At 70.7% G+C, this 20,507-nt stretch carries 16 protein-coding genes, 1 tRNA gene, 2 pseudogenes and 1 other annotated feature; of the genes and pseudogenes, 7 read left to right on the top strand and 12 right to left on the bottom strand.

Features of this window, described 5'->3' with window-relative positions; translation table 11 throughout:
* Positions 1-55: 55 nt before the first annotated feature.
* Positions 56-754 (bottom strand): IS30 family transposase, encoded by a 699-nt coding sequence (locus KVS67_RS09110; RefSeq protein ID WP_368669047.1) that lies wholly within the window; start codon positions 752-754, stop codon positions 56-58.
* Positions 755-1,003: 249 nt separating this feature from the next.
* A complete protein-coding gene (locus KVS67_RS09105) occupies positions 1,004-2,146 on the bottom strand; it encodes a calcium/sodium antiporter (protein WP_043282823.1) in 1,143 nt (380 codons plus the stop codon).
* 187 nt (positions 2,147-2,333) lie between these two features.
* On the opposite strand from KVS67_RS09105, the pseudogene KVS67_RS09100 reads away from it, so the two are divergent.
* Positions 2,334-3,604 (top strand): annotated as a pseudogene (locus tag KVS67_RS09100) (IS1380 family transposase); the annotation flags it as partial.
* 55 nt (positions 3,605-3,659) lie between these two features.
* On the opposite strand, the pseudogene KVS67_RS09095 reads toward KVS67_RS09100, so the two are convergent.
* Positions 3,660-4,103: pseudogene (locus tag KVS67_RS09095) on the bottom strand (transposase); the annotation flags it as partial.
* Between the two features lie 134 nt (positions 4,104-4,237).
* Here KVS67_RS09095 and KVS67_RS09090 point away from each other — a divergent pair.
* From KVS67_RS09090 to KVS67_RS09075, 4 genes are all read left to right on the top strand, one after another.
* Positions 4,238-5,521, top strand: coding sequence for an IS256 family transposase (locus KVS67_RS09090; RefSeq protein WP_036337267.1), 1,284 nt, complete (start codon positions 4,238-4,240; stop codon positions 5,519-5,521).
* A 62-nt stretch (positions 5,522-5,583) separates the two neighbouring features.
* Positions 5,584-5,916 (top strand): DUF3024 domain-containing protein, encoded by a 333-nt coding sequence (locus KVS67_RS09085; protein WP_036315702.1) that lies wholly within the window; start codon positions 5,584-5,586, stop codon positions 5,914-5,916.
* A gap of 44 nt (positions 5,917-5,960) precedes the next feature.
* The gene (locus KVS67_RS09080; protein ID WP_010078466.1) at positions 5,961-6,158 is read left to right on the top strand and encodes a hypothetical protein; all 198 of its coding nucleotides are present in this window, start codon (positions 5,961-5,963) and stop codon (positions 6,156-6,158) included.
* Between the two features lie 59 nt (positions 6,159-6,217).
* Positions 6,218-7,482, top strand: a protein-coding gene (locus KVS67_RS09075) for an IS3 family transposase (protein WP_254629309.1) whose coding sequence is annotated in 2 segments (ribosomal slippage) — positions 6,218-6,521 and positions 6,521-7,482 — 1,266 coding nt in all. Because the reading frame shifts where the segments join, the coding sequence is not laid out codon by codon here.
* Positions 6,517-6,651 (top strand) — a sequence feature (AL1L pseudoknot). (Overlaps the previous gene by 135 nt.)
* Positions 7,483-7,753: 271 nt before the next feature.
* Here the strand turns inward: KVS67_RS09075 and KVS67_RS09070 are convergent.
* The 8 genes from KVS67_RS09070 to KVS67_RS09035 form a co-directional block, all read right to left on the bottom strand.
* A tRNA-Pro gene (locus KVS67_RS09070) sits at positions 7,754-7,830 on the bottom strand.
* A 379-nt stretch (positions 7,831-8,209) separates the two neighbouring features.
* Complete coding sequence (locus KVS67_RS09065; protein WP_044659889.1) at positions 8,210-8,689, bottom strand: hypothetical protein; 480 nt, start codon at positions 8,687-8,689, stop codon at positions 8,210-8,212.
* A gap of 105 nt (positions 8,690-8,794) precedes the next feature.
* On the bottom strand, positions 8,795-10,333 hold the full coding sequence (der, locus tag KVS67_RS09060) for a ribosome biogenesis GTPase Der (RefSeq protein ID WP_063189215.1): 1,539 nt from the start codon (positions 10,331-10,333) through the stop codon (positions 8,795-8,797).
* Positions 10,330-11,061 (bottom strand): (d)CMP kinase, encoded by a 732-nt coding sequence (cmk, locus tag KVS67_RS09055; RefSeq protein WP_041102682.1) that lies wholly within the window; start codon positions 11,059-11,061, stop codon positions 10,330-10,332. The genes der and cmk overlap by 4 nt, the downstream gene beginning before the upstream one ends.
* 1 nt (position 11,062) lies before the next feature.
* Entirely contained in the window at positions 11,063-12,223 is a 1,161-nt protein-coding gene (locus KVS67_RS09050; protein WP_063189213.1) for a prephenate dehydrogenase, read from the bottom strand.
* Positions 12,220-13,176 (bottom strand): pseudouridine synthase, encoded by a 957-nt coding sequence (locus KVS67_RS09045; RefSeq protein ID WP_041102683.1) that lies wholly within the window; start codon positions 13,174-13,176, stop codon positions 12,220-12,222. Before KVS67_RS09045 ends, KVS67_RS09050 begins: the two co-directional genes overlap by 4 nt.
* A 222-nt stretch (positions 13,177-13,398) precedes the next feature.
* The gene (locus tag KVS67_RS09040; RefSeq protein ID WP_036315755.1) at positions 13,399-14,259 is read right to left on the bottom strand and encodes a ParA family protein; all 861 of its coding nucleotides are present in this window, start codon (positions 14,257-14,259) and stop codon (positions 13,399-13,401) included.
* Positions 14,260-14,500: 241 nt separating this feature from the next.
* On the bottom strand, positions 14,501-15,916 hold the full coding sequence (locus KVS67_RS09035) for a cation:dicarboxylase symporter family transporter (RefSeq protein WP_063189211.1): 1,416 nt from the start codon (positions 15,914-15,916) through the stop codon (positions 14,501-14,503).
* Between the two features lie 185 nt (positions 15,917-16,101).
* Between KVS67_RS09035 and KVS67_RS09030 the strand changes: the two genes are divergently transcribed.
* A complete protein-coding gene (locus KVS67_RS09030; RefSeq protein WP_145951496.1) occupies positions 16,102-17,724 on the top strand; it encodes an ATP-binding protein in 1,623 nt (540 codons plus the stop codon).
* Positions 17,721-18,437, top strand: coding sequence for a response regulator (locus tag KVS67_RS09025; protein WP_145951497.1), 717 nt, complete (start codon positions 17,721-17,723; stop codon positions 18,435-18,437). The genes KVS67_RS09030 and KVS67_RS09025 overlap by 4 nt, the downstream gene beginning before the upstream one ends.
* Before the next feature lie 7 nt (positions 18,438-18,444).
* On the opposite strand, the gene KVS67_RS09020 is transcribed toward KVS67_RS09025, so the two are convergent.
* Positions 18,445-20,400 (bottom strand): AMP-binding protein, encoded by a 1,956-nt coding sequence (locus KVS67_RS09020; protein WP_217565273.1) that lies wholly within the window; start codon positions 20,398-20,400, stop codon positions 18,445-18,447.
* Positions 20,401-20,507 lie beyond the last annotated feature (107 nt).

The raw sequence follows: 20,507 nt of genomic DNA, 5'->3' as shown, positions 1-20,507 counted from the left end.
CCAGTCTCCCTGCCCGCGACCGCGGGCAACAGGACGACTCTCATAACGACTGGACCTACGAAACGGGGTCAGCCCAGGGGAGACCTTTGCGTGGTGCGCCATCTCGCTGCCCTGGTCCCTTACCAGCGAGGTCTGCATCATCCGGGGCAGCTCGGTGAAGTACTCGATCACCGCGTCCGCGGGGGCCCTCGGCGTGTTTCGAGGGCAGGGCGAGCGGGCCGGTGAACCCGCTCATCCGCTCCACCAGCGTCGCCGCGCACGAGGACCCGTTCTTCGCGATGATCAGGTCGCCCTCCCAGTGCCCGGGTACCCGCCGCTTCGCCGCGTCCTCGCCACGCTCCGCGATCGGGACCATCCCCACGATCGGCCCGCCTCGGGAGCGGCCGTGCGTGCGGGGCCGGCGCTTGGTCCGTTTGGACTGCAAGAAGATCCCACGCTTGGCGAGTTCTCCGCGGGGGATCGCGTAGATGTACTGGTAGATCGCTTCTCCGCTGACGGTGCGGCCCTGAGCGTCGGGAGAGTTCGCCATGCGTTCAACGGTCGGGTCTGCGGCCTCCAGACGCAAGCGACCCGCGATCTCGTTCGGCATCCATGACGCTGCGAGGTCGGCGGTGACGATGGCCTCGAGTACCGGGTCCTTTGCCACTTTCCGGACCTGTGGGCGAGAGCGCTGGCGTTGCGCTTTCACGTCCGCGGTCACGGCTTGATAGCCGCGCGTCTTCGTCGAGTTCGGTCGAAGCTCTCTGGAGACCACCGAAGGGCATCTACCCAGGTGAGACGCGATCTTCCGGACTCCCCACCCGGCCTTCGATCCCGTCGAGATCTCCATCCGCTCCGTGAACGTGAGTCGCCGCCGCACCATCCCAGGCCTCCTCGCCTCGAGCCCCCACCGACCGGGAGTGTTGCTACGACGCTATGACACCACCAACCGACAGTCATCTCTTGCCGATTTACATTCAGCCGACGACCTGAATGAAGCCAGCAGCCGAATGCACTCGACGGTCTACGTCGAAGTCGTGGTCTGGTCCAGGTCTCGGCGTCCCTTGCGGAGCCCGATTTCGTAGGCTGTAAAGGAAATGAGCGTCAGTGCGATTAACGGCAGCACGAACCACGCCATGGCTACGGTGAATCCCTCCAGTGCATCGTGCGCTGTGGCAGCCAGCACAAGGTATCCGGTGTAGGCGGCGTACAAAACCACGAACAAGCCGCCCTCCCAACGCGCCACCGCGAAGCCCGTGAACGCGATCGGCAGTAGTGCCACTGCGGCCGCCAGCATTACTGGGATATCGAAGGCCACTGCGGCGCCGGATACGGGAATGCCCTCAAGAGAGATGAGCGCGGTTAGTCCTAGCACTACCCCTATGTTGAAGATATTGCTGCCGACCACGTTGCCCACCGCTAGGTCGCGTTCACCGCGACGCACGGCAATGATGGACGTCGCCAGCTCGGGCAGCGATGTCCCGACAGCCACAACGGTCAGTCCGACCACGAGGCTGCTTACGCCCAACGTGGTGGCTATGTTCACTGCTCCTTCCACGAGCAGCGTGGCACCGGCGACCAGCAACGCGACCCCCAGCAGCACAAAGAAGAGCGACCTGCTGACCGAGGCGCCTAGCGCAGCCCCTTCCTCGTCGGCTGGATCGACGGTTGCCGAATCTCCTGTCCCTTCCCGGGCATTCACCGCGGTCTTGGCGTCCCGCCGACTAATCACCACGGACATTATGGTGTGGACCACCACACCGAAAAATAGTATCAGCCCGTCCACCGCACTGATCCTCCCATCCAGGGACACAAGGAGCAGTAGAACTGACAAGACGACCATCAGGGGCAGGTCAAAGCGGATCAGCCTCCGCTTTACAGCGAGGGGAACGACCAGCGCGGACAGTCCCAGGATGAGCAGGACATTAATGATGTTGCTGCCAACCGCATTGCCCACGGCAAGCCCCGGTTCATCACGCAGTACAGCACCGACGCTCACTGCGAACTCGGGTGCCGACGTCGCCGCTGACACTACGGTGAGACCGATCACCAATGACGAAATCCCGAAACGTCCGGCCAGTGCTGACGCCCCACGCACCAAAAATTCCCCACCCAAGACCAGCAGCACCAGTCCGGCCACGATCCGTCCAATATCAAGCGCATCCATGAGTAGGAGTGTACGGACCACAGTTCAGGCCCTGCCACGAGCACCCGCTGACCTCGAGATTTCACTGGGGTGTGGTCTCGACGGGTGGGCGTCATAGAGAAAGGTGCTCCTGGCCTGGGATGATACGGGGTGTCGAGTCTCGTAATCCCTGGCCGGAAGGAGCACCTTTCAGGTGTCCCACCCTACCGTGTTCTTCTACCCCCGCCCGCGTGTGGACGTCGCTGAGGTCCCGGCGGCCTCGCATGCGGGCGCGGTGCTGCTGACCGACACGATCCACGCCACCGGCCTCGCCTCTTCGCTGCGTGAAGCGTTGGGTTCATGGACGAAACCGCTGGCCGAGCATCACGCCTCCAAGGTCCTGCTGGACCTCGCGATGACTCTCGCGGTGGGCGGGGAGGTCGCCCGTGACACCGACCTGCTGCGGTGCGAGCCGGGCCTGTTCGGTGACGTCGCCTCGGCCCCAACGATCTCCCGCACGCTCACCACCCTCGCTGAGGACGCGCCCGCCGTGATGACCGCGATCGCCAGGGCTCGCAGGACCGCGCGCGAGCAGGCCTGGGCCCTGGCCGGCGAGCATTCCCCGGCCGAGGGGACGAGCGCGAAGACCCCGCTGGTCATCGACCTCGACGCCACCCTGATCAACGTCCACAGTGAGAAGGAGCAAGCCGCCCCGACGTTCAAACGCGGCTTCGGCTACCACCCTCTGTACGCGTTCCTGGACCACGGCAGCGAAGGAACCGGGGAACCGCTCGCGATCCACCTTCGCCCCGGCAACGCGGGCTCGAACACCGCCAGCGATCACATCGCCGTCACCCGTCTGGCCCTTGCGCAGCTCCCACCGGCCCTGCTGGGCCGGGGCGGGCGGGGATCGAAAAAGGTCCTGATTCGCACCGACGGGGCCGGCGGCCCCAAGGACTTCGCGGGCTGGCTGGAGCGGCAGCGTCTGGCCTACTCAGTCGGGTTCACCCTCCCCGCGAACACTCCTGACCTGTTGGAACGTATTGATGAGGCGAAGGCGTGGACTCCTGCCTACGACACCGACACCGAAGGGATCCGCGATGGGGCATGGGTCGCGGAACTGACCGGACTACTGGACCTGCCCGGGTGGCCCCCGGAATGCGGGTAACCGTAAGGAAGGAACGCCCCCACCCCGGAGTGCAGCTACGGACCACCGATCACAAAGGGATGCGGATCACTGCGTTCGCGACCAACGCCCCACGCGGCCAGCTTCCAGTGCTGGAGCTGCGTCACCGCCGCCGCGCGCGCTGCGAGGACCGGATCCGCAACGCCAAGGACATGGGCCTGATGAAGTTCCCGCTGCAGGGATTCGCGCAGAACCAGGTCTGGTGCCAGATCGTCCAGCTCGCCGGCGTCATCGTCGCCTGGATGCAGGCCATCGCGCTGGCCGGCCATGATGCACGTCGCTGGGAGCCCAAACGGTTTCGCGCACGGTTGTTCGAGATCCCCGCGACCATCGTGCGCCGCTGTCGGCACAAGATCCTGCATTCGAGGCTCATCGCATTTGAGGGTGTAGCAAGGGTCTGAAGCCGCCTGATTCGAGGAGGCTGCGGGCGATGTAGTTGGTGAGGTTGCGGAAGCCGAGGGCGGAGCCGCGCAGGTGTTCGAGCCGGCCGTTGATCGCCTCCGTCGGACCGTTGCTGGTGCCCAGTCGCTCGAAGAACGCCAGCACGTCGGCGGCGCGTTTGGTCAGTGTCCGGCCGAGCTTGCCCAGTTCCTCGAGGGTGTCGGGGACCTTCTTGCTCAGCGCCGCGATCACCTTCTCCATCTTGGCCTTAGCCTTTGCGCGGTCGAATTCTCGATACGCGGCGACCATGGCCTGGTAGATCTCCCAGGCCGCTTCGACCGCGGCGTGCTTCTCGTGGGCGAAGAGGACGCTGAGGTGTTCTTTTTGGCGGTCGGTCAGCAGGCTCATCCCGGTGTGGAGGGTGCGGCGCAGTTGCGTCCGGCAGAGTGGTGTACGAATCCCGCAGCACGTTGACTCCGGTTGGCGTGTCGACCGCGAAGTAGAAGCGGTCACCGCGGGAGGCTTTCGAGGAAACTCTCACATCCCACTCGAAAGGGACACCCGCGATGACCGCTCCCCACGATATCGACCCCCAGGCGTTTCTGTCCGATCTGCTCACCCAGGCCTCGCCGGACTTGATGCGTCAGATGCTCACCACCTTCATCAATGCCCTGCTGTCGGCCGAGGCTGACAGCGTGTGCGGCGCCGCCTACGGCGCCCGCTCGGATGAGCGCACCAACCGGCGTAACGGCTACCGGCACCGGGACCTGGACACCCGCGCCGGCACCATCGACGTCGCGATCCCGAAACTGCGCGAAGGCACCTACTTTCCCGACTGGCTCCTGGAGCGGCGCCGCCGAGCCGAGGCAGCGCTGACCACGGTGGTCGCCACCTGCTACCTGCTCGGCGTCTCCACCCGCCGGATGGACAAACTGGTGCAGACTCTCGGCATCACGGGCCTGTCGAAATCGCAGGTCTCAGAGATGAGTAAAGACCTGGATGCGCAGGTCGAAGCGTTCCGCACCCGGCCGCTCGATGCTGGGCCGTATCGGTTTGTCGCCGCCGACGCGCTCGTGCTCAAAGTGCGTGAACACGGCCGGGTCGTCAAGGTCGCCGCCATGGTCGCCACCGGCATCAACAACGACGGCTACCGCGAGATCCTCGGCCTGCAACTGGGCACCGCGGAGACCAGGGAGGGGTGGCTCGGGTTCTTCCGTGATCTGGCTGCCCGCGGCCTGTCGGGGGTGGAGCTGATCACCTCCGATGCCCATGCCGGGCTGGTCGAAGCGGCCGGGGCGGTGTTCGGGACGGCGCAGTGGCAGCGCTGCCGCACCCACTACGCGGCCAACCTGATGGCGGTGTGCCCGAAGTCGCAGTGGCCCGCGGTGAAAGCGCTGCTGCACAGCGTCTACACCCAGCCCGACGTCGAGGCGGTGATCGCCCAGTACGAGCACATGATCGACAGCCTGGCCACCCATCTGCCGGCCGCTGCCGAGCACCTCGAGGGCGCCCGCGATGAGGTGCTCACGTTCACGAAGTTCCCGAAGGAGGTGTGGAAGAAGATCTGGTCGAACAACCCGAACGAACGGCTCAACAAGGAGATCCGGAGACGCACCGACGTCGTCGGCATCTTCCCCAGCCGAGTCGCGGTGATTAGACTCCTCGGCGCGGTGCTGGCCGAGCAGCACGACGAATGGACCGAATCACGGCGCTACATGAGCCTGGAATTGCTGACCGCGACCGACACGATGCTCGCCGAAGCAGCCGCGAAAGCCGCGGCTGAACAAGCCGCCCTACAGGTCAGCGACACCATGACCGACGACCCCGGCCACGCGGCACTCGCCGCCTGACAACCCACCCGACCACGAGGAACCCGACAAAGCCTCGATACACCACTCAAAAGGACTTGACCATGGCTATGCCCGAGACCGACCTGCTGCGCATCGGCCGCTGGTGCCGTGAACGCGTGCCCGAGCACCTGTGGGATCAGGTGAGAGTAGAAGCCGAGATCGCCGACCGGCACGTCACGATCATCGAGACGCGGCCGCCGTGGGACGGGCAGGGCGACTGGACGCGGTTCCCGGTCGCGCGCCTGCGATACACCGTCAAGACCGGCCAGTGGAGCATCTACTGGCGTGACCGGCACATGAAGTTCCACGAGTACACGAAGAGGCGCCCGACGAAGAACGTCCAGAGTCTGCTCGACTACATCGGCAGCCACCAGGATCCGATCTTCTGGGGCTGAGAGCTCCCATGGCCGTGTCGGTACTCACCGCTACGGTCGGGAGTATGAGCGAAGAGCAATGGGATGAAGCGGCCTTCCGCGCATCGATCCCGGCCGCGCGCGAGAAGGTTGAGTTTGCCGCAAGGTTCTGCGAGATCGGCCCCTCACAGCCCCGCTGGGATAGTCACCGTCCCGTCGTCGAGTTGATCTTCTATCTCTGCAAGCTCGACTACGACATCAAGGTGCTCCTGCTGCCTTCCTGACCGATTGAAGCGCCCTGGGTTTGTTGGAGACTCCTGACCTTGGAAACGAGGATGGAGTTATGCCGAAAGAGCAGACAGCGGGGAAGCCGACGACGCGTCGGTATTCGCCGGAGGAGAAGGCCGCGGCGGTCCGGATGGTGAGGACGCTGCGTGCCGAGCTGGGGACCGAGCATGGGACCGTCAATCGGGTCGCGACGCAGCTCGGGTACGGGGTCGAGTCCGTGCGGATGTGGGTCAAGCAAGCCGACATTGACGACGGCGTCACCTCTGACGTGAGCAGCGCTGAGGCGCGGCGGGTGCGTGAGCTGGAGCAGGAGGTCCGGGAGTTGCGGCGGGCCAACGAGGTCCTCAAGCGTGCTGCGTCTTTCTTCGGGGCGGAGCTCGACCGCCACTACCGGAAGTAGTCGCGTTCATCGACGCGAACAAGGATGACCTGGTCGACGGTCGCCGGCTCGGAGTCGAGCTCATCTGCAGGCTGCTGCAGGTGGCTCCGAGCAGCTACTACGCCGCCAAGACCCGCGCCCCCTCGGCTCGCGCGGTGCGGGACGAGGAGCTGATCCCGCAGCTGGTCGAGCTCTGGGAGACGAACTACCGCGTCTATGGAATCCGCAAGCTCTGGAAAGCCGCCGGCCGGGCGGGGATCATGATCGGCCGAGACCAGGCCGCCCGGCTGATGCGCGCTGCAGGCATCGAGGGTGCGCGGCGGTCGAAGCGGGTGAAGACGACCCGGCCAGATCCGACCGCGGCGCGGCACCCGGACCTCGTGAAGCGGGAGTTCACCGCGCCTGCCCCGAACCGGCTCTGGGTCACCGACCTGGCGTTCGTGCCGACGTGGGCCGGCGTCGCGTACGTCTGCTTCATCGTCGACGCGTTCTCCCGGATGATCGTCGGGTGGCGGTGCGCGTCACACATGCGCACCGAGATGGTCCTCGACGCGATCGAGATGGCCCGCTGGTCCCGCGGCGCTCGCCACGAGGACCTGCGCTGCCACAGCGACGCGGGGTCTCAATTCACCTCCATTCGCTACGGCGAACGCCTCGCCGAGATCGGAGCGACACCGTCGATCGGGACCGTCGGGGACAGCTATGACAACGCCCTGGCCGAGACCGTGAACGGCTATTACAAGGCCGAGCACGTCCGCGGACCCGCACGGCCAGGTCCCTGGCGGACGGTCGAGGACCTCGAGCTCGCGACCCTCGGGTGGGTGTCCTGGCACAACACGCAACGCCTCCACGGCTACCTCGGCGACGTCCCACCCGCCGAGTTCGAGGACACGTTCTATGCTGTCGAAGCCGGCCGCGAACAGCTGGTCGGAATCAAATAGCGCGAGTCTCCATCAGACCCAGGGGGCTTCAGGGCCAACGCTCTGGTCACCGACGAGATCGATTTTGGATCGAGCCGCTCGGCCACTGAGGAAGTTCTGAATTCCCGGGGATATAAGTCGAGCCGAACGCCGAACCGTAGGGTCTGTCTCGATCAGTTTGTGCTAAGGAATATGTCAGGCACGGAAAGAGGCCCAGGCGCTCCCCTCGAGGGAGTACCTGGGCCTCATTCCATTTTCCCTCGTCAGATGCGGACTCTGACCCGTGGGAACGTGGTCGGGCTAGCGGGATTTGAACCCACGACCTCTTGACCCCCAGTCAAGCGCGCTACCAAGCTGCGCCATAGCCCGTGGCGAATCGCGGTCATCCGCGCTTCGGCACCCGATGAGCATACCCCACCGGCACCGCCGGGCGCGAATCGGAAGCGGGCCTGCCAGGTCGTCGTTGTCAGGGGCAAACCGCGCGACACCCCCGAAACGTGAACAAGGGGCCCACGTCCTCTTCACAGACGTGAACCCCTCATCCCTTGACCGAGGGCCACCCGACCGAGAGTCCCCCAGCGACCGCGGCCCCGGCGTACCGGTGGGCCTGGCGGTCTGCACGAACCCTCTCATGACTGAGGGTGCAGTCGTGCACGGGTGAAGCGTAACACGTCGAGCCGCTCCGATCCGCCGTTCCGGGCGGGTCGAAGAGGCGTGTCGGGGGGGCTCACGGATCCCCGTCGCAGGATCAGTACGTGAAGGTCCGGTCCCCCACGCGGAATTCGACATCCTTCAGGTCCGGGATGGCGTTGCGCGCCCGCTCCGCCGCCTCCCGCATCGTGTCCTCGAGGACCTGGGGATCGGCATCGAGCAAAGACTGGCCGTACTCGATGACCACCTTTCCGTCCTCCCGGAGCGCCTCGACGTCGACGATGTCCGAACCGGAGGGCAGGGATCGCGTCAGGTCCTCGACGACCTCGGCGGCGCGCTGGTCCGCCTCTGCGAGGGCGCCCTCGGCCTCCTGGCGCAGCTGCCCCAGGTCCACGCGGTCCGAGGCGTCCGCCTCCAGCTCGCTGATCCGGTCCTCGGCCTGGGCGAGCCGGTCCTCCGCGCTCTGCAGCGCGGCCCGGGTCTCGCCGTCGTCGACCGCACAGCCGGATGCGGCCAGCGCGAGCGCGGCCAGGGTGGCCAGGGACAGGGCGGCGGGGCGACGTCGGATGAGGCTCATGCCCTCAGGCTACGAGGCGAAGGTGGACGAACGGTGGGAGCTTGCCGGGACGACGACGTCCCCCGGCGCGGGTGGCCGAGGGACGTCGTCGCGGGCGGTGCCGGATCAGCGGCGGCGGCCGCGCTTCTCGCGCACGCGCATGCCGATCTCGAGGGGCGTGCCCTCGAACCCGAACGTCTCGCGCAGGCGGCGCACGATGAACCGGCGGTAGCCGGGGTCCAGGAACCCGGTGGTGAACAGCACGAACTTGGGCGGCCGGCTCGAGACCTGGGTCGCGAACAGGATGCGGGGCTGCTTGCCGCCGCGCAGCGGGTGCGGGTGGGCCGCCACGAGCTCGCCGAGGAACGCGTTGAGCTTGCCCGTGGGGATGCGGGTGTCCCATGAGTCCAGGGCGAGGTCCAGCGCGGGGACGAGACGGTCCTTGTGCCAGCCGGTCTTCGCGGAGATGTTCACGCGCGGCGCCCACGCGACGTGCGCCAGGTCCCGCTCGATCTCCTTGGCCAGCTGGAGCCGCCGATCCTCATCCACCTGGTCCCACTTGTTGAACGCGATCACGAGGGCGCGACCGGAGTCCAGCACCATCTGGAGGATGCGCACGTCCTGCTCCGAGATCACCTGCGGCGCCTCGAGCAGCACCACGGCCACCTCGGCGCGGTCCAGGGCGGAGGCCGTGCGCAGCGAGGCGTAGTAGTCGGCGCCGTGGGCCATGTGCTGCCGTCGACGGATGCCGGCGGTGTCCACGAAGCGCCACAGCCGTCCGCCGAGCTCCACGAGCTCGTCCACGGGGTCGCGCGTGGTGCCGGCCAGGTCGTCCACCACCACGCGGTCCGAGCCGGCCAGCTTGTTCAGCAGCGAGGACTTGCCCACGTTCGGCCGGCCCACGAGGGCGATCCGGCGCGGGCCGCCGCGCGGCACGAGACCGCCGTGGGCGGACTCCTCCGGCAGTGCCTCGAGCGCGGCGTCCAACAGGTCCGCGACGCCGCGGCCGTGCACCGCGGACACCGGGTACGGGTAGCCGAAGCCGAGCGACCACAGGGTGGCGGCGTCGGCCTCCTGGACCATGTCGTCCACCTTGTTGGCGGCCACGATCACGGGGCGGTCCTTGCGGCGCAGCATCGAGACCACGGCCTCGTCCGTGGCCGTCATGCCGACGGTGGCGTCCACCACGAACACGACGGCGTCCGCCACGTCCACGGCCAGCTCGGCCTGCTCGGCCACGCGACGGTGGATGCCCTTGGCGTCGTGCTCCCAGCCGCCGGTGTCCACCACGGTGAACTCGCGGCCGTTCCACTCGGCGTCGTAGGAGACGCGGTCGCGCGTCACGCCGGGCACGTCCTCCACGACGGCCTCACGACGGCCGATGATGCGGTTGACGAGCGTGGACTTGCCGACGTTCGGCCGGCCCACGACGGCCAGCACGGGCGGCACGGGCGCGTCGACGTCCTCGTCCGGCCCGAGCTGCCACGCGTCGAGGAGGGCGGCGTCGTCCTCCTCGAGCTCATAGTCGGCCAGGCCGGCGCGCAACGACGCGGCACGCGCCTCGGCCTCCTCCTCGGTCATGGCGGCGAGCCGCTCGGCCACCTGATCGTCGCCGGCGGGGACGAACTCGTCCTCACCGGAGCGGTGCTGGGGGTTCTCGGTCATCGTCGGCCTCCCTTCACGGCCGGGATGCCGGCCTGGTCCTCGACGGCGGCCAGGACGGCCGCCACGGTCTGCTCGAAGTCGAGCTCGGTGGAGTCCACGAGCGCCACCCCGTCGGCGGGGCGGTCGAACGTGGACACGGTGGCGTCGCGGGCGTCGCGCCCGGCCACCTGACGGTGCAGCGTGCCGGCGTCGACGCCGGTCTCCCCCGCCGCGGCCAGCTGGCCCGAGCGGCGGGCGGTGCGCACGGCCTCGGACGCCGTGAGCAGCACGCGCGCGTGGGCGTCCGGGGCCACCACCGTGGTGATGTCGCGGCCCTCGGCGACCATCCGGCCCGCGGCGGCGATCGCCGCCCGCTGGCGACGGTGCAGCTCCTCGCGCACCGGGATCACCACGGCGACGGTGGAGACCGTGTCCGTGACCTCGGGGCCGCGGATCGCCTCGGTGACGTCCGTGCCGCCGACCCGCACGGCCTCGACGTCCGGGTCGGTGGACTGGTCCAGGTCCATGGCGACGGCGGCCGCCGCCACGGCCTCCGCATCGGCCAGGTCGACGCCCTCGTTCAGGCAGTGCCACGCCACGGCGCGGTACATGGCGCCGGTGTCCAGGTACGCGGCGCCGAGACGCCGGGCCACGGCCTTGGACACGGACGACTTGCCCGAGCCCGAGGGGCCGTCCACCGCCACCACGAGCGGCGCGGGTGCGACGTCGTCGCGGGTGTGCTCGGTCATCTCAGACCACCTTCCATCCGGCGGCGGTCAGCGCCGCCACGAGTTCGTCCCTGCGGCCGGGCAGCACGGAGATCTCCACCATGCCGACCCGGTGGCCCGAGGCGTGCTCGAGCCGCAGGTCCTCCACGTTCACGTCCGTGCGGCCGACCTCGTCGAGGAGGGCCGCGATCTGCCCGGGGGCGTCGTCCACGATCACCGTGACCACCGCGAACGCCTGCGGCGGCGCCCCGTGCTTGCCGGGCACCCGTGCCCGACCGGCGTTGCCCTCGGCGATCAGCTGCGCCATGTCCAGCCGCGCCCCGGGGGCGGAGGGGTCCTCCAGGGTGCGGATCAGCCGGTCCAGGTCCGCCCGCAGCCCGTGCAGCGCCGGCACGATCCGCCCGGCGTTGCCGGAGAGGATCTGCACCCACAGCTGCGGGTCCGACGCTGCGATCCGGGTGGTGTCCCGCAGCCCGTTGCCGGCCAGGGCGAGCGCCTGGTCCGGGGTGTCCTGCAGGCGGGAGGCCACGAGCGAGGCGGCGATCTGCGGCAGGTGCGAGATCAGCGCGACCGATTCGTCGTGGGCGCGGGCCGCCATCCGGTACGGGGTGGCCTGCAGCGTCAGCGCGAGCGCCCGACCGGCCGCGAGGGCGCCCGGGTGCGTCGTGTCCGTCGGGCACAGCACCCACGGCGCCTGCGTGAACAGGGTGCCGCGGGCCGCCACGGGACCGGACCGCTCGGAGCCGGCCATCGGGTGCGTCCCGAGGTACCGGTCGGCGTCCTGCGGGGCCAGGCGGCCGTCGTCGACGGCAGCGCGCACGCCCGCGGCGACCGCCTCCTTCACCGAGGCGATGTCCACCACCACGGCCGCGGGCCAGCGGCGCAGCGAGTCGACCACGACGTCGGCGGTCACGTCCGGCGGCGCGGCCACGACGACGAGGCCCGGGGCGACGTCGAGGTCGTCGCCCTCGGCGTCCAGGCGGGCGGGGCGTCCGGCGCGGATGTCCGCGGCCACGGCCAGGGCGGCGGGCGAGGGGTCGTGCAGGCGCACGTCCACACCGGCCGCGCTCAGCCCGATGCCGATCGAGGCGCCCAGCAGACCGGTCCCCCGGACGAGCACGGGCTGCGGGATCCCGGCCGGGCCGTCACCGAGCTTGGCGGCGGACTCGGCGGGCGCGCTCACAGGCCGACCAGGGCCTTGAGGTGGCCCAGCTCCTGCGCGTTGAGTGCGCGGACGGTGCCCTGCTTCTGGTCGCCCAGCAGGATGGGGCCCACCTTGACGCGGACGAGCCGCTCGACCGGGTGGCCGATCTCCTGGAACATGCGACGCACGATGCGGTTCTTGCCCGAGTGCAGCACGACCTCGACGAGCACGTGGCCCGGCGTCGAGTCGACGAGCTTGAACGAGTCGACCTGCGCCACGCCGTCCTCCAGTTCCACGCCCTCGCGCAGCCGGTTGGAGACGCCCTTGGCCAGCGGGCCGCGGGTCTGCACGACGTAGGTCTTGGGGACCTCGTAGCTGGGGTGGGTGAGGCGGTTGGCCAGCTCACCGTCGTTGGTGAGGATGAGCAGGCCCTCGGTCTCGTTGTCCAGACGGCCCACGTGGAACAGGTGCTCCTGCCCGGGCTTGAGGTAGGTGGCGATCGAGGGCCGGCCCTCCGGGTCCACCATCGTGGAGATCACGCCGCGGGGCTTGTTGAAGACGAAGTACTGCTTGGTCACGTCCGTCTGCACGGAGATGCCGTCCACCCGGATCACGGCCCGGGCCGGGTCCACGCGCACGCCGGGCTCGGTGACGACGACGCCGTCCACCTCCACACGGCCCTCCGCGATGAGGTCCTCGCTCACGCGCCGGGACGCCACACCCGCCGCGGCCAGCACCTTCTGCAGGCGCTCGCCCGACTCGTCGTGGATGCGGTCGAGGTGGGCGGCCTTGGCCCGGGCGGCGCCGGCGCCGCGGCCGCGGCGGCCGCGGGTGCGCGGCACGGCGTCCTCGTCGAAGGGGGCCTCCTCACGGGGGGCGGCGGCGCCGCGGCGGGCACCGATCTGTCGCTGGAAATCGCGCTCCTGGAACGGGCCGCCCCGTCGACCGACGGCGGGGGTGCGTCCGGAGCCTCGCGGCTTGCGGGAGTTCATGGGGAGGGCGTCCTTTCGGGTGCGCGTCAACGGCGCCGGTCGGGCCGGCGGCGGACGGGTCAGGGGGTGAGGGACGGCCCGGAGACGGACACGCCCGGCTCCATTCTCGCAGATCGACGGCGTCGCGTCTCCCGGCCACCGCTCCCCCGGCCGCGAGCGCGCAGAGAACCGGCCCGGTCCCGCGACGGGACCGGGCCGGCGTCGTCGGCGCTCAGCGGACGGTCACGGCGCGCCGCCGCGGCAGATCAGCTCGCGGGCGAGCTGCCGGTAGGCCTTGGCGCCGTCGTGGTTCTCGGCGAACAGGGTGATGGGCGTGGCCGCCACCGTGGCGTCGGCGAACTTGATGGACCGCTTGATGACGGTCTCGAACACGCGGTCCCCGAAGCCGGCCACCAGCGAGCCCACGACCTCCTTGGAGTGCAGGGTTCGCTGGTCGAACATCGTGGCCAGCACGCCGTCGATCTCCAGGTCCGGGTTGAGCCGGTCCTGCACCTTCTCGATCGTCTCGACGAGCAGGGCGACCGCGCGCAGCGCGAAGAACTCGGCGGTCAGCGGGATGATCACGCCGTGCGAGGCGGTCAGCGCGTTGACGGTCAGCAGGCCCAGCGAGGGCTGGCAGTCGATGAGGACCACGTCGTAGTCGTCGCGGACCTGGCGCAGCGCGCGCTCGAGGACCTGCTCGCGGGCCACCTCGTTGACGAGCTGCACCTCGGCCGCGGACAGGTCGATGTTGGCCGGCAGCAGGTCCATGTTCTCGAAGTCCGTGGACAGGATCGCGTCCTTCGCGGTCACGGACCGTTCCATGAGCACGTTGTACACCGTGGTGTCGAGCTCGTGCGGGTTCGCGCCCAGGCCGGCCGAGAGGGCGCCCTGCGGGTCGAAGTCCACCATGAGCACCCTGCGGCCGTAGCCCGCGAGCGCGGCGCCCAGGTTGATGGTGGAGGTCGTCTTCCCGACGCCGCCCTTCTGGTTCACCATCGAGATGATCCGCGCCGGGCCGTGCGAGGTCAGGGGTGCGGGCTCGGGGAAGTCGTGCTTGGGCCGGCCGGTGGGCCCGAGCACGGGCTCGCCGTGGATGGTCATCACGGGGATCGGTTCTCTCGAGGTCACGGCGGCGCCGGCTCCTTCCACGGTGGTCTGCACGCCCGGCCGCGGGCCGCGGCGCGCCGCGGCCGCCGTCGTCGGCGTGTCCGGATCTTCCCCCACCCTAGTGCCTGGCGTTCCCGGGACGACGGCGGCGCCGGGGACGGGCCGGTGTCCAGGCTCGTCCCCGGCGTCGCCGGTGGTCGACGGTGCGGCGTGCCGCGCGGGCCCGCCGCCTCCGTCAGCGGGCGGGGTTCCGGTCGCCGTCGGCGGCCATGGCGAAGTTCAGGCTGGAGTCGGGGTGACCCTCGTAGGCCTGCTCGGCGATCGTCGGGGACTGCTGCGGGTCGTGCGCGGCGCCGTCGTGGCCGGCCACGGTCGCCTCGTCGAACTTCAGCTCGCCGCTGAGGACGCGCCGGGCGCGCTCGCCGTCGAGCTCGCCCACCCAGCGGCCGATGAGGAGCGTGGCCACGGCGTTGCCGGTGAAGTTCGTCAGGGCGCGGGCCTCGGACATGAACTTGTCGATGCCCACGATCACTCCCATGCCTCCGAGCAGCTCGGGTCGGTGCGCCTGCAGGCCGGCGGCGAGCGTGGCCATGCCCGCGCCGGTGACGCCGGCCGCGCCCTTCGAGGCGATGATCATGAAGACCAGCAGGCCGACCTGCTCGCCGAGGTTCATCTCCGCGCCCATCGCGTTGGAGACGAAGAGCGCGGCCATGGTCAGGTAGATGGCGGTGCCGTCCAGGTTGAAGGAGTAGCCGGTGGGCACGGTCACGCCCACGACGGACTTGTCCACGCCGGCGTGCTCCATCTTGGCGATCAGGCGGGGCAGGGCGGTCTCGGAGGAGCTGGTGGCGAAGATGAGCAGGTACTCCCGGCCCAGGTACTTCATGAGGGACAGGATGCTCAGGCCGGTCACGACCTTCAGGACGGTGCCGAGCACCACCACGATGAAGGCGATGCAGGTCAGGTAGAAGGCGCCCATGAGCAGCGCCATGGCGCCGATCGCGGACCAGCCCGTGGCGCCGACGACGGCGGCGATCGCACCGAAGGCGCCGATCGGGGCGACCCACATCACCATCATGAGGATGCGGAACACGACGCCCTGGATCAGGGTGAGACCACGCAGCAGCGGGGCGCCGGCCGGGCCCATCTGCTGCAGGGCGAAGCCCACGAGCAGGGCGATGAACAGGGTGGGCAGCACCGGCAGGGAGCCGGGGATGATGTCCAGCAGGAACTGGACGGTGCCGTCCACCGCGGCCTGGGGCTTGTTCGGGTCGTAGGGCGTCAGCTTGAGGCCCTCGCCGGGGTGGATGAGGTTGCCGACGACGAGGCCGACCGCCAGCGCGAACGTGGACATCGCCATGAAGTAGACCAGGGCGATGCCGCCCACGCGGCCGACGGTCGCGGCCTTGGCGATCGAGCCGACGCCGAGGGCGATCGTGCAGAAGATGACCGGGCCGATCATCATCTTGATGAGGGAGACGAAGCCGTCGCCCAGGGGCTTGAGGGACTTGCCGAACTCGGGGAAGAGCAGGCCGACAGCGGCGCCCAGCACCACCGAGGCGATCACGGCGATGTACAGCCAGTGGGTGCGGTCCTTCTTCGTCGCCGGGGCCGGCGGGGCCGAGGTCTCGGCCGGTGGGGTGTGCGCCATCGGGCGTTCCGTTCTGTGCGGTGGTGGGGCGCCGCCGAGCGGTCCGCAGCGGCGCGGGGGATGTGACCACTCTCGCGGCCCCCGGTGGTGTCGGTCACGATTGCGGTCATAGTGGTCACGGTGGCCCGTCGGCTGCAGGATCGTGGGGGTGGACCGGCGCGTCGCCGGCCCGAGGGAGGAGAGGCATGCGCCACCCGTGGTCGATCGCCCGGCGGATCGCCGTGGTCCACGTGGCGCTCGTGGCGGCCATCGCCCTGTTCAGCGTGTGGAGCGCCTACCTCCAGGCCCGCGAGGTGGCCCTGCGCGTCGAGGAGCGCCACGTGCAGGGCGTCACCACCCTCGTGGCGCGCGACCCCGCGCTCGTCTCGGCCCTGCGGGCCGGCGATGCCCCCGCCCTGCAGGCCGGGATCGACGGCTGGATCGCCGAGGCGCAGGTCTCGTGGCTGACCGTGATGGATCCGGAGGGGATGCGGTTGGCGAGCTGGCGCCCCGAGCAGGTCGGCGTCCGCTATCCGAGGCCGGTGGACGCCGTCGTCGCCGGGGACACCGTCGTGGAGCTCTCGAGCACCGGTGCGGCGGGCCGTTCGGTGCGCGCGCTCGCACCGGTCGTGGACCCGGAGGACGGCACCGTCCTTGGCGTGGTCACGACGGGCGTGCAGATCTCCGATGTCGCCATCATGGCCCAGGCCCAGATCCCCGGCATCCTGCTGGGCTCGGCCGCCGTGGCCGCCGTCGGCCTGCTCGTCGCCTGGCTCGTGGGCCGGTATCTGAACCGGGTGACGCTCGGACGCGGCCCCGAGCAGATCGCCGAGCAGTTCCTGCTGGCGGAGACGGCCATGGACTCGCTCGAGGCCGGCGTCGTGGTCCTCGCCCCGGACGGGCGGGTCCGCCTGCACAACGACGCCGCCGCGCGCCTGCTCGGCTGGGAGGGCGCGGGCGAGCCTCGACTGCCCCCCGAGCTCTCCGCGGCCCTGCCGGGCGCGGTCGGCGGCGAGGCGAGCCTTGCCGTCGGCGGGCGGGTCCTCGTGGTGCAGCAGCGTGACGTGCGGGCGCCCGGCCGTTCCGACCCCGGCGGGTCGGTCCCGCCGACGGCCCTCGCCGCGGCCGCCCGCGAGGGCGTGACCACCGCCCCGGCGGGATCGCGCGTGCTCGTCCTGCACAACCGCACCGACCTGCAGCGGCTCGGCGACGAGCTCACCGTGGCCCACACCCTGACCACGGCGCTGCGCGCGCAGACGCATGAGCACGCCAACCAGCTGCACACCGCCCTCGCCCTCGTGGAGTCGGGCCGGCTGGAGGCCGCCCGGGCCGTGCTGTCCCGCCGCGCCGCGGACGAGGAGGTCTCCGACGACGTCCTCGCCGCCCTGCTCGACGCGAAGGCCGCCCAGGCGCGTGAGCGGGGCGTGGCGCTGACCTGGTCGGCCGAGCTGACCGCGCCCGCCCCGCTGCGCCCGCTCGACCTGCTGACCGTGCTGGGCAACCTGGTGGACAACGCCCTCGACGCGGCCGCCGCACCCGACCTGTCCGCGGCAGACCGGTGGGTCGACGTCGAGGTGGTCTCGGACGCCGCGGGCCTGCTCGTGCAGGTGGCCGACGGCGGCCCCGGACCCTCCGACGCGGACCGCGGCCGACTCTTCGACCGGGGCTGGTCGACGAAGCCCGTCGGCGCCGCCGGACGCGGCATGGGGCTGTGGCTGACGCGGCGGATCGCGGAGGAGGCCGGCGGGGTCGTGGACGTCGCGACCGACTCGGGCACCGTGTTCACCGTCGAGGTGCCCCGCGACCCCCGACCCCAGGAGGAGACATGACCGCCCGCCCGTACCGGGTGCTCGTCGTCGAGGACGAGCAGCTGACGGCCGAGACCTACGTGGCGCACCTGGACCGGCTGCCGGGCTTCGAGGTGGCCGCGGTGGCCGGTTCCCTGTTGGCCGCGCGGCAGGTCGCCGCGGCGGGCCTGCACGCGGACGGGCGCTTCCCGTTCGACGTCGTGCTCCTGGACATGAACCTGCCCGACGGGCACGGCCTGGACTTCCTGCACCAACTGCGCGCGGCCGGCTTCCACGGCGGGGTGCTGGCGCTCACCGCGGCCACCGACCTGCCGGTGGTGCGCCGGGCCGTCGCGTACGGCGTGACGCAGTACCTCGTGAAGCCGTTCGGGTTCGAGGAGTTCGCGGATCGGCTGGGCGGGTTCCGCGCCGCCTCGGCGATGCTGGCCGGCGACGGCGCCCTCGACGGCCAGGAGCAGGTGGACGCCGTCTTCCGCGTCTCCCGTGAGCGGCGCGCCGAGGCCCTGCCCAAGGGGCTGACCGAGGGCACCCTGCGCGAGGTGGTGGAGCTGCTGGGGGCGGACCCGGAGACCGCCCTGAGCGCGGCCGAGGTGGGCGAGCGCCTGGGCATCTCCCGCGTGACGGCCCGGCGCTACCTCGAGCACCTCGAGCGGATCCGCCGGGTGCGGCGCTCGGCCCGGCACGGCGGCCGCGGCCGGCCCGAGCAGGAGTACCGCTGGGCCGGCCGCGCGTGAGCGGGGCTCAGCGGGCCGGGCGCAGCACCCCGGCCAGGGCCTCGAGCACGGCGGGGTCCTCGATGGTCGAGGGCACCGCGTACTCCTCGCCGTCGGCCATCTGCCGCATGGTCTTGCGCAGGATCTTGCCCGAGCGGGTCTTGGGCAGCGCGTCCACCACGACGACGTCGCGGAAGTCCGCCACCGGGCCCACCTCGCGGCGCACCGCCTGACGCAGCTCGTCCAGGAGCGCGGCCTCGGCCTCGGAGCCGGGCTCGGGCGTCTCGACGCCGGACTTGAGGACCACGTAGCCCGAGGGCCGCTGGCCCTTGAGCGGGTCCGCGACGCCGATCACGGCGCACTCGGCCACCGCCGGGTGGGAGGCCAGGGCGGCCTCGAGGACGCCCGTGGACAGCCGGTGCCCGGAGACGTTGATGACGTCGTCGGTGCGGCCGAGCACGAACACGTAGCCGTCCTCGTCCACGACGCCGGAGTCACCGGTCGCGTAATGGCCGGGGAACGCGCTGAGGTAGGAGTCGATGTAGCGCTGGTCGTCGCCCCACAGGGTGGGCAGGGTGCCCGGGGGCAGCGGCAGCCGCAGGGCGATGTTGCCCTCGGTCCCGGCGGGCACGGGCTCGCCCAGGCCGTCCAGGACCACGAGATCGACGCCCGGCGAGGGCACCGAGGACGAGCCGATCTTCACCGGCAGCTGCTCCAGGCCCACCGGGTTCGCCGCGATGGCCCACCCGGTCTCGGTCTGCCACCAGTGGTCGATCACCGGCATGCCCAGCAGGCCCTCGATCCACCGCTGCGTCTCCGGGTCCAGGCGCTCGCCCGCGGCGAAGAAGTGCCGCAGGGAGGACAGGTCGTGGGCCTGGAGCAGCTCGCCCTCGGGGTCGGCGCGGCGGATCGCGCGCAGCGCCGTGGGGGCCGTGAAGAAGGACCGGACCCCGTGGTCCTCGATGAGCCGCCAGAACGCGCCGGCGTCGGGCGTGCCCACGGGCTTGCCCTCGTACATCACCGTGGTGGCCCCGGCCAGCAGCGGTCCGTAGACGATGTAGGAGTGCCCCACGACCCAGCCCACGTCCGAGGCGGTGCACATCGCCTGCCCCGGGCCGACGTCGTAGATGTGCTCCATGGTCCAGCGCAGGGCGACGGCGTGGCCTCCGTTGTCCCGGACGACGCCCTTGGGCTTGCCCGTGGTGCCCGAGGTGTAGAGCACGTACAGCGGGTCGGTGGCCCGCACCGGGACGCAGTCGGCCGGCTCGGCGGCCGCGACGGCCTCGCCCCAGTCCTCCCAGCTCGCGCCCCCGCGCCCGTCGGCGTCCGCGAGCGCGGTCTCGAAGCCCTCGCGGTGGTGGACCAGCACCGTGCGCACGGGGTGCGCGGCGGTCTCGAGCGCCTCGGCCACGGCGGGCAGGTATTCGACCCGGCGCTTGGGCTCGATGCCGCCGGAGCAGGTGAGCACGACGTCGGGGGCGGCGTCGTCGATGCGGGAGGCGAGCTCGCGCGGGGCGAAGCCGCCGAAGGCCACGGAGTGCACCGCGCCGAGCCGCGCGCACGCCAGCATCGCGATGTGGGCCTGCGGGATCATCGGCAGGTACACGAGGACGCGGTCGCCCTTGCCGACGCCGCGCGCGGCCAGGGCGCCGGCCAGGCGGGCCACCGCGTCCGTGAGCTCGGCGTACGTGTAGCGGGTGACCTCGCCGGTCATCGCGGAGTCGTGGATCAGCGCGACGGCGTCCCCGCGGCCCGCCTCGACGTGCCGGTCCAGGCAGTTGAAGGCGGTGTTCAGCTCGCCGTCCGGGAACCAGCGGTACAGGGGCGCGGCGGAGTCGTCGAGGGCGCGCGTGGGCGCGACGGTCCAGTCGATGGCGCGCGCCGCGTCGAGCCAGAACCCCTCGGGGTCGCGGAGGGACCGGGCGTGGGCGTCGGCGTACGCGCCGGAGGGGCGGTCTTCGGTGGGGGCATCGTGGGTCGCCATGCGCCCAGGGTAGTGCCGTGGATCACAGGGGGCAAGGAATCTGTATACATTTCTTGCCCCGTCAGTGAGGCGTGGCGGCACGCGCGAGTCCCGCGCCGGGGACGCAC

It is taken from the genome of Micrococcus sp. GbtcB5 (assembly GCF_019091605.1).
GTDB classification, from domain to species: Bacteria; Actinomycetota; Actinomycetes; order Actinomycetales; family Micrococcaceae; genus Micrococcus; species Micrococcus luteus.
Note: the sequence above shows the minus strand (reverse complement) of the source record. Positions and strands in the feature narration are given on the sequence as shown.

What these genes read in the sequence shown, in the direction of transcription:
- KVS67_RS09105 (WP_043282823.1), bottom strand. Translation starts at nt 2,146, where the DNA reads ATGGATGCGCTTGATATTGGACGGATCGTGGCCGGACTGGTGCTGCTG.
- KVS67_RS09090 (WP_036337267.1), top strand. Translation starts at nt 4,238, where the DNA reads ATGACCGCTCCCCACGATATCGACCCCCAGGCGTTTCTGTCCGATCTG.
- KVS67_RS09085 (WP_036315702.1), top strand. Translation starts at nt 5,584, where the DNA reads ATGGCTATGCCCGAGACCGACCTGCTGCGCATCGGCCGCTGGTGCCGT.
- KVS67_RS09080 (WP_010078466.1), top strand. Translation starts at nt 5,961, where the DNA reads ATGAGCGAAGAGCAATGGGATGAAGCGGCCTTCCGCGCATCGATCCCG.
- KVS67_RS09065 (WP_044659889.1), bottom strand. Translation starts at nt 8,689, where the DNA reads ATGAGCCTCATCCGACGTCGCCCCGCCGCCCTGTCCCTGGCCACCCTG.
- der (WP_063189215.1), bottom strand. Translation starts at nt 10,333, where the DNA reads ATGACCGAGAACCCCCAGCACCGCTCCGGTGAGGACGAGTTCGTCCCC.
- cmk (WP_041102682.1), bottom strand. Translation starts at nt 11,061, where the DNA reads ATGACCGAGCACACCCGCGACGACGTCGCACCCGCGCCGCTCGTGGTG.
- KVS67_RS09045 (WP_041102683.1), bottom strand. Translation starts at nt 13,176, where the DNA reads ATGAACTCCCGCAAGCCGCGAGGCTCCGGACGCACCCCCGCCGTCGGT.
- KVS67_RS09040 (WP_036315755.1), bottom strand. Translation starts at nt 14,259, where the DNA reads ATGACCATCCACGGCGAGCCCGTGCTCGGGCCCACCGGCCGGCCCAAG.
- KVS67_RS09035 (WP_063189211.1), bottom strand. Translation starts at nt 15,916, where the DNA reads ATGGCGCACACCCCACCGGCCGAGACCTCGGCCCCGCCGGCCCCGGCG.
- KVS67_RS09030 (WP_145951496.1), top strand. Translation starts at nt 16,102, where the DNA reads ATGCGCCACCCGTGGTCGATCGCCCGGCGGATCGCCGTGGTCCACGTG.
- KVS67_RS09025 (WP_145951497.1), top strand. Translation starts at nt 17,721, where the DNA reads ATGACCGCCCGCCCGTACCGGGTGCTCGTCGTCGAGGACGAGCAGCTG.
- KVS67_RS09020 (WP_217565273.1), bottom strand. Translation starts at nt 20,400, where the DNA reads ATGGCGACCCACGATGCCCCCACCGAAGACCGCCCCTCCGGCGCGTAC.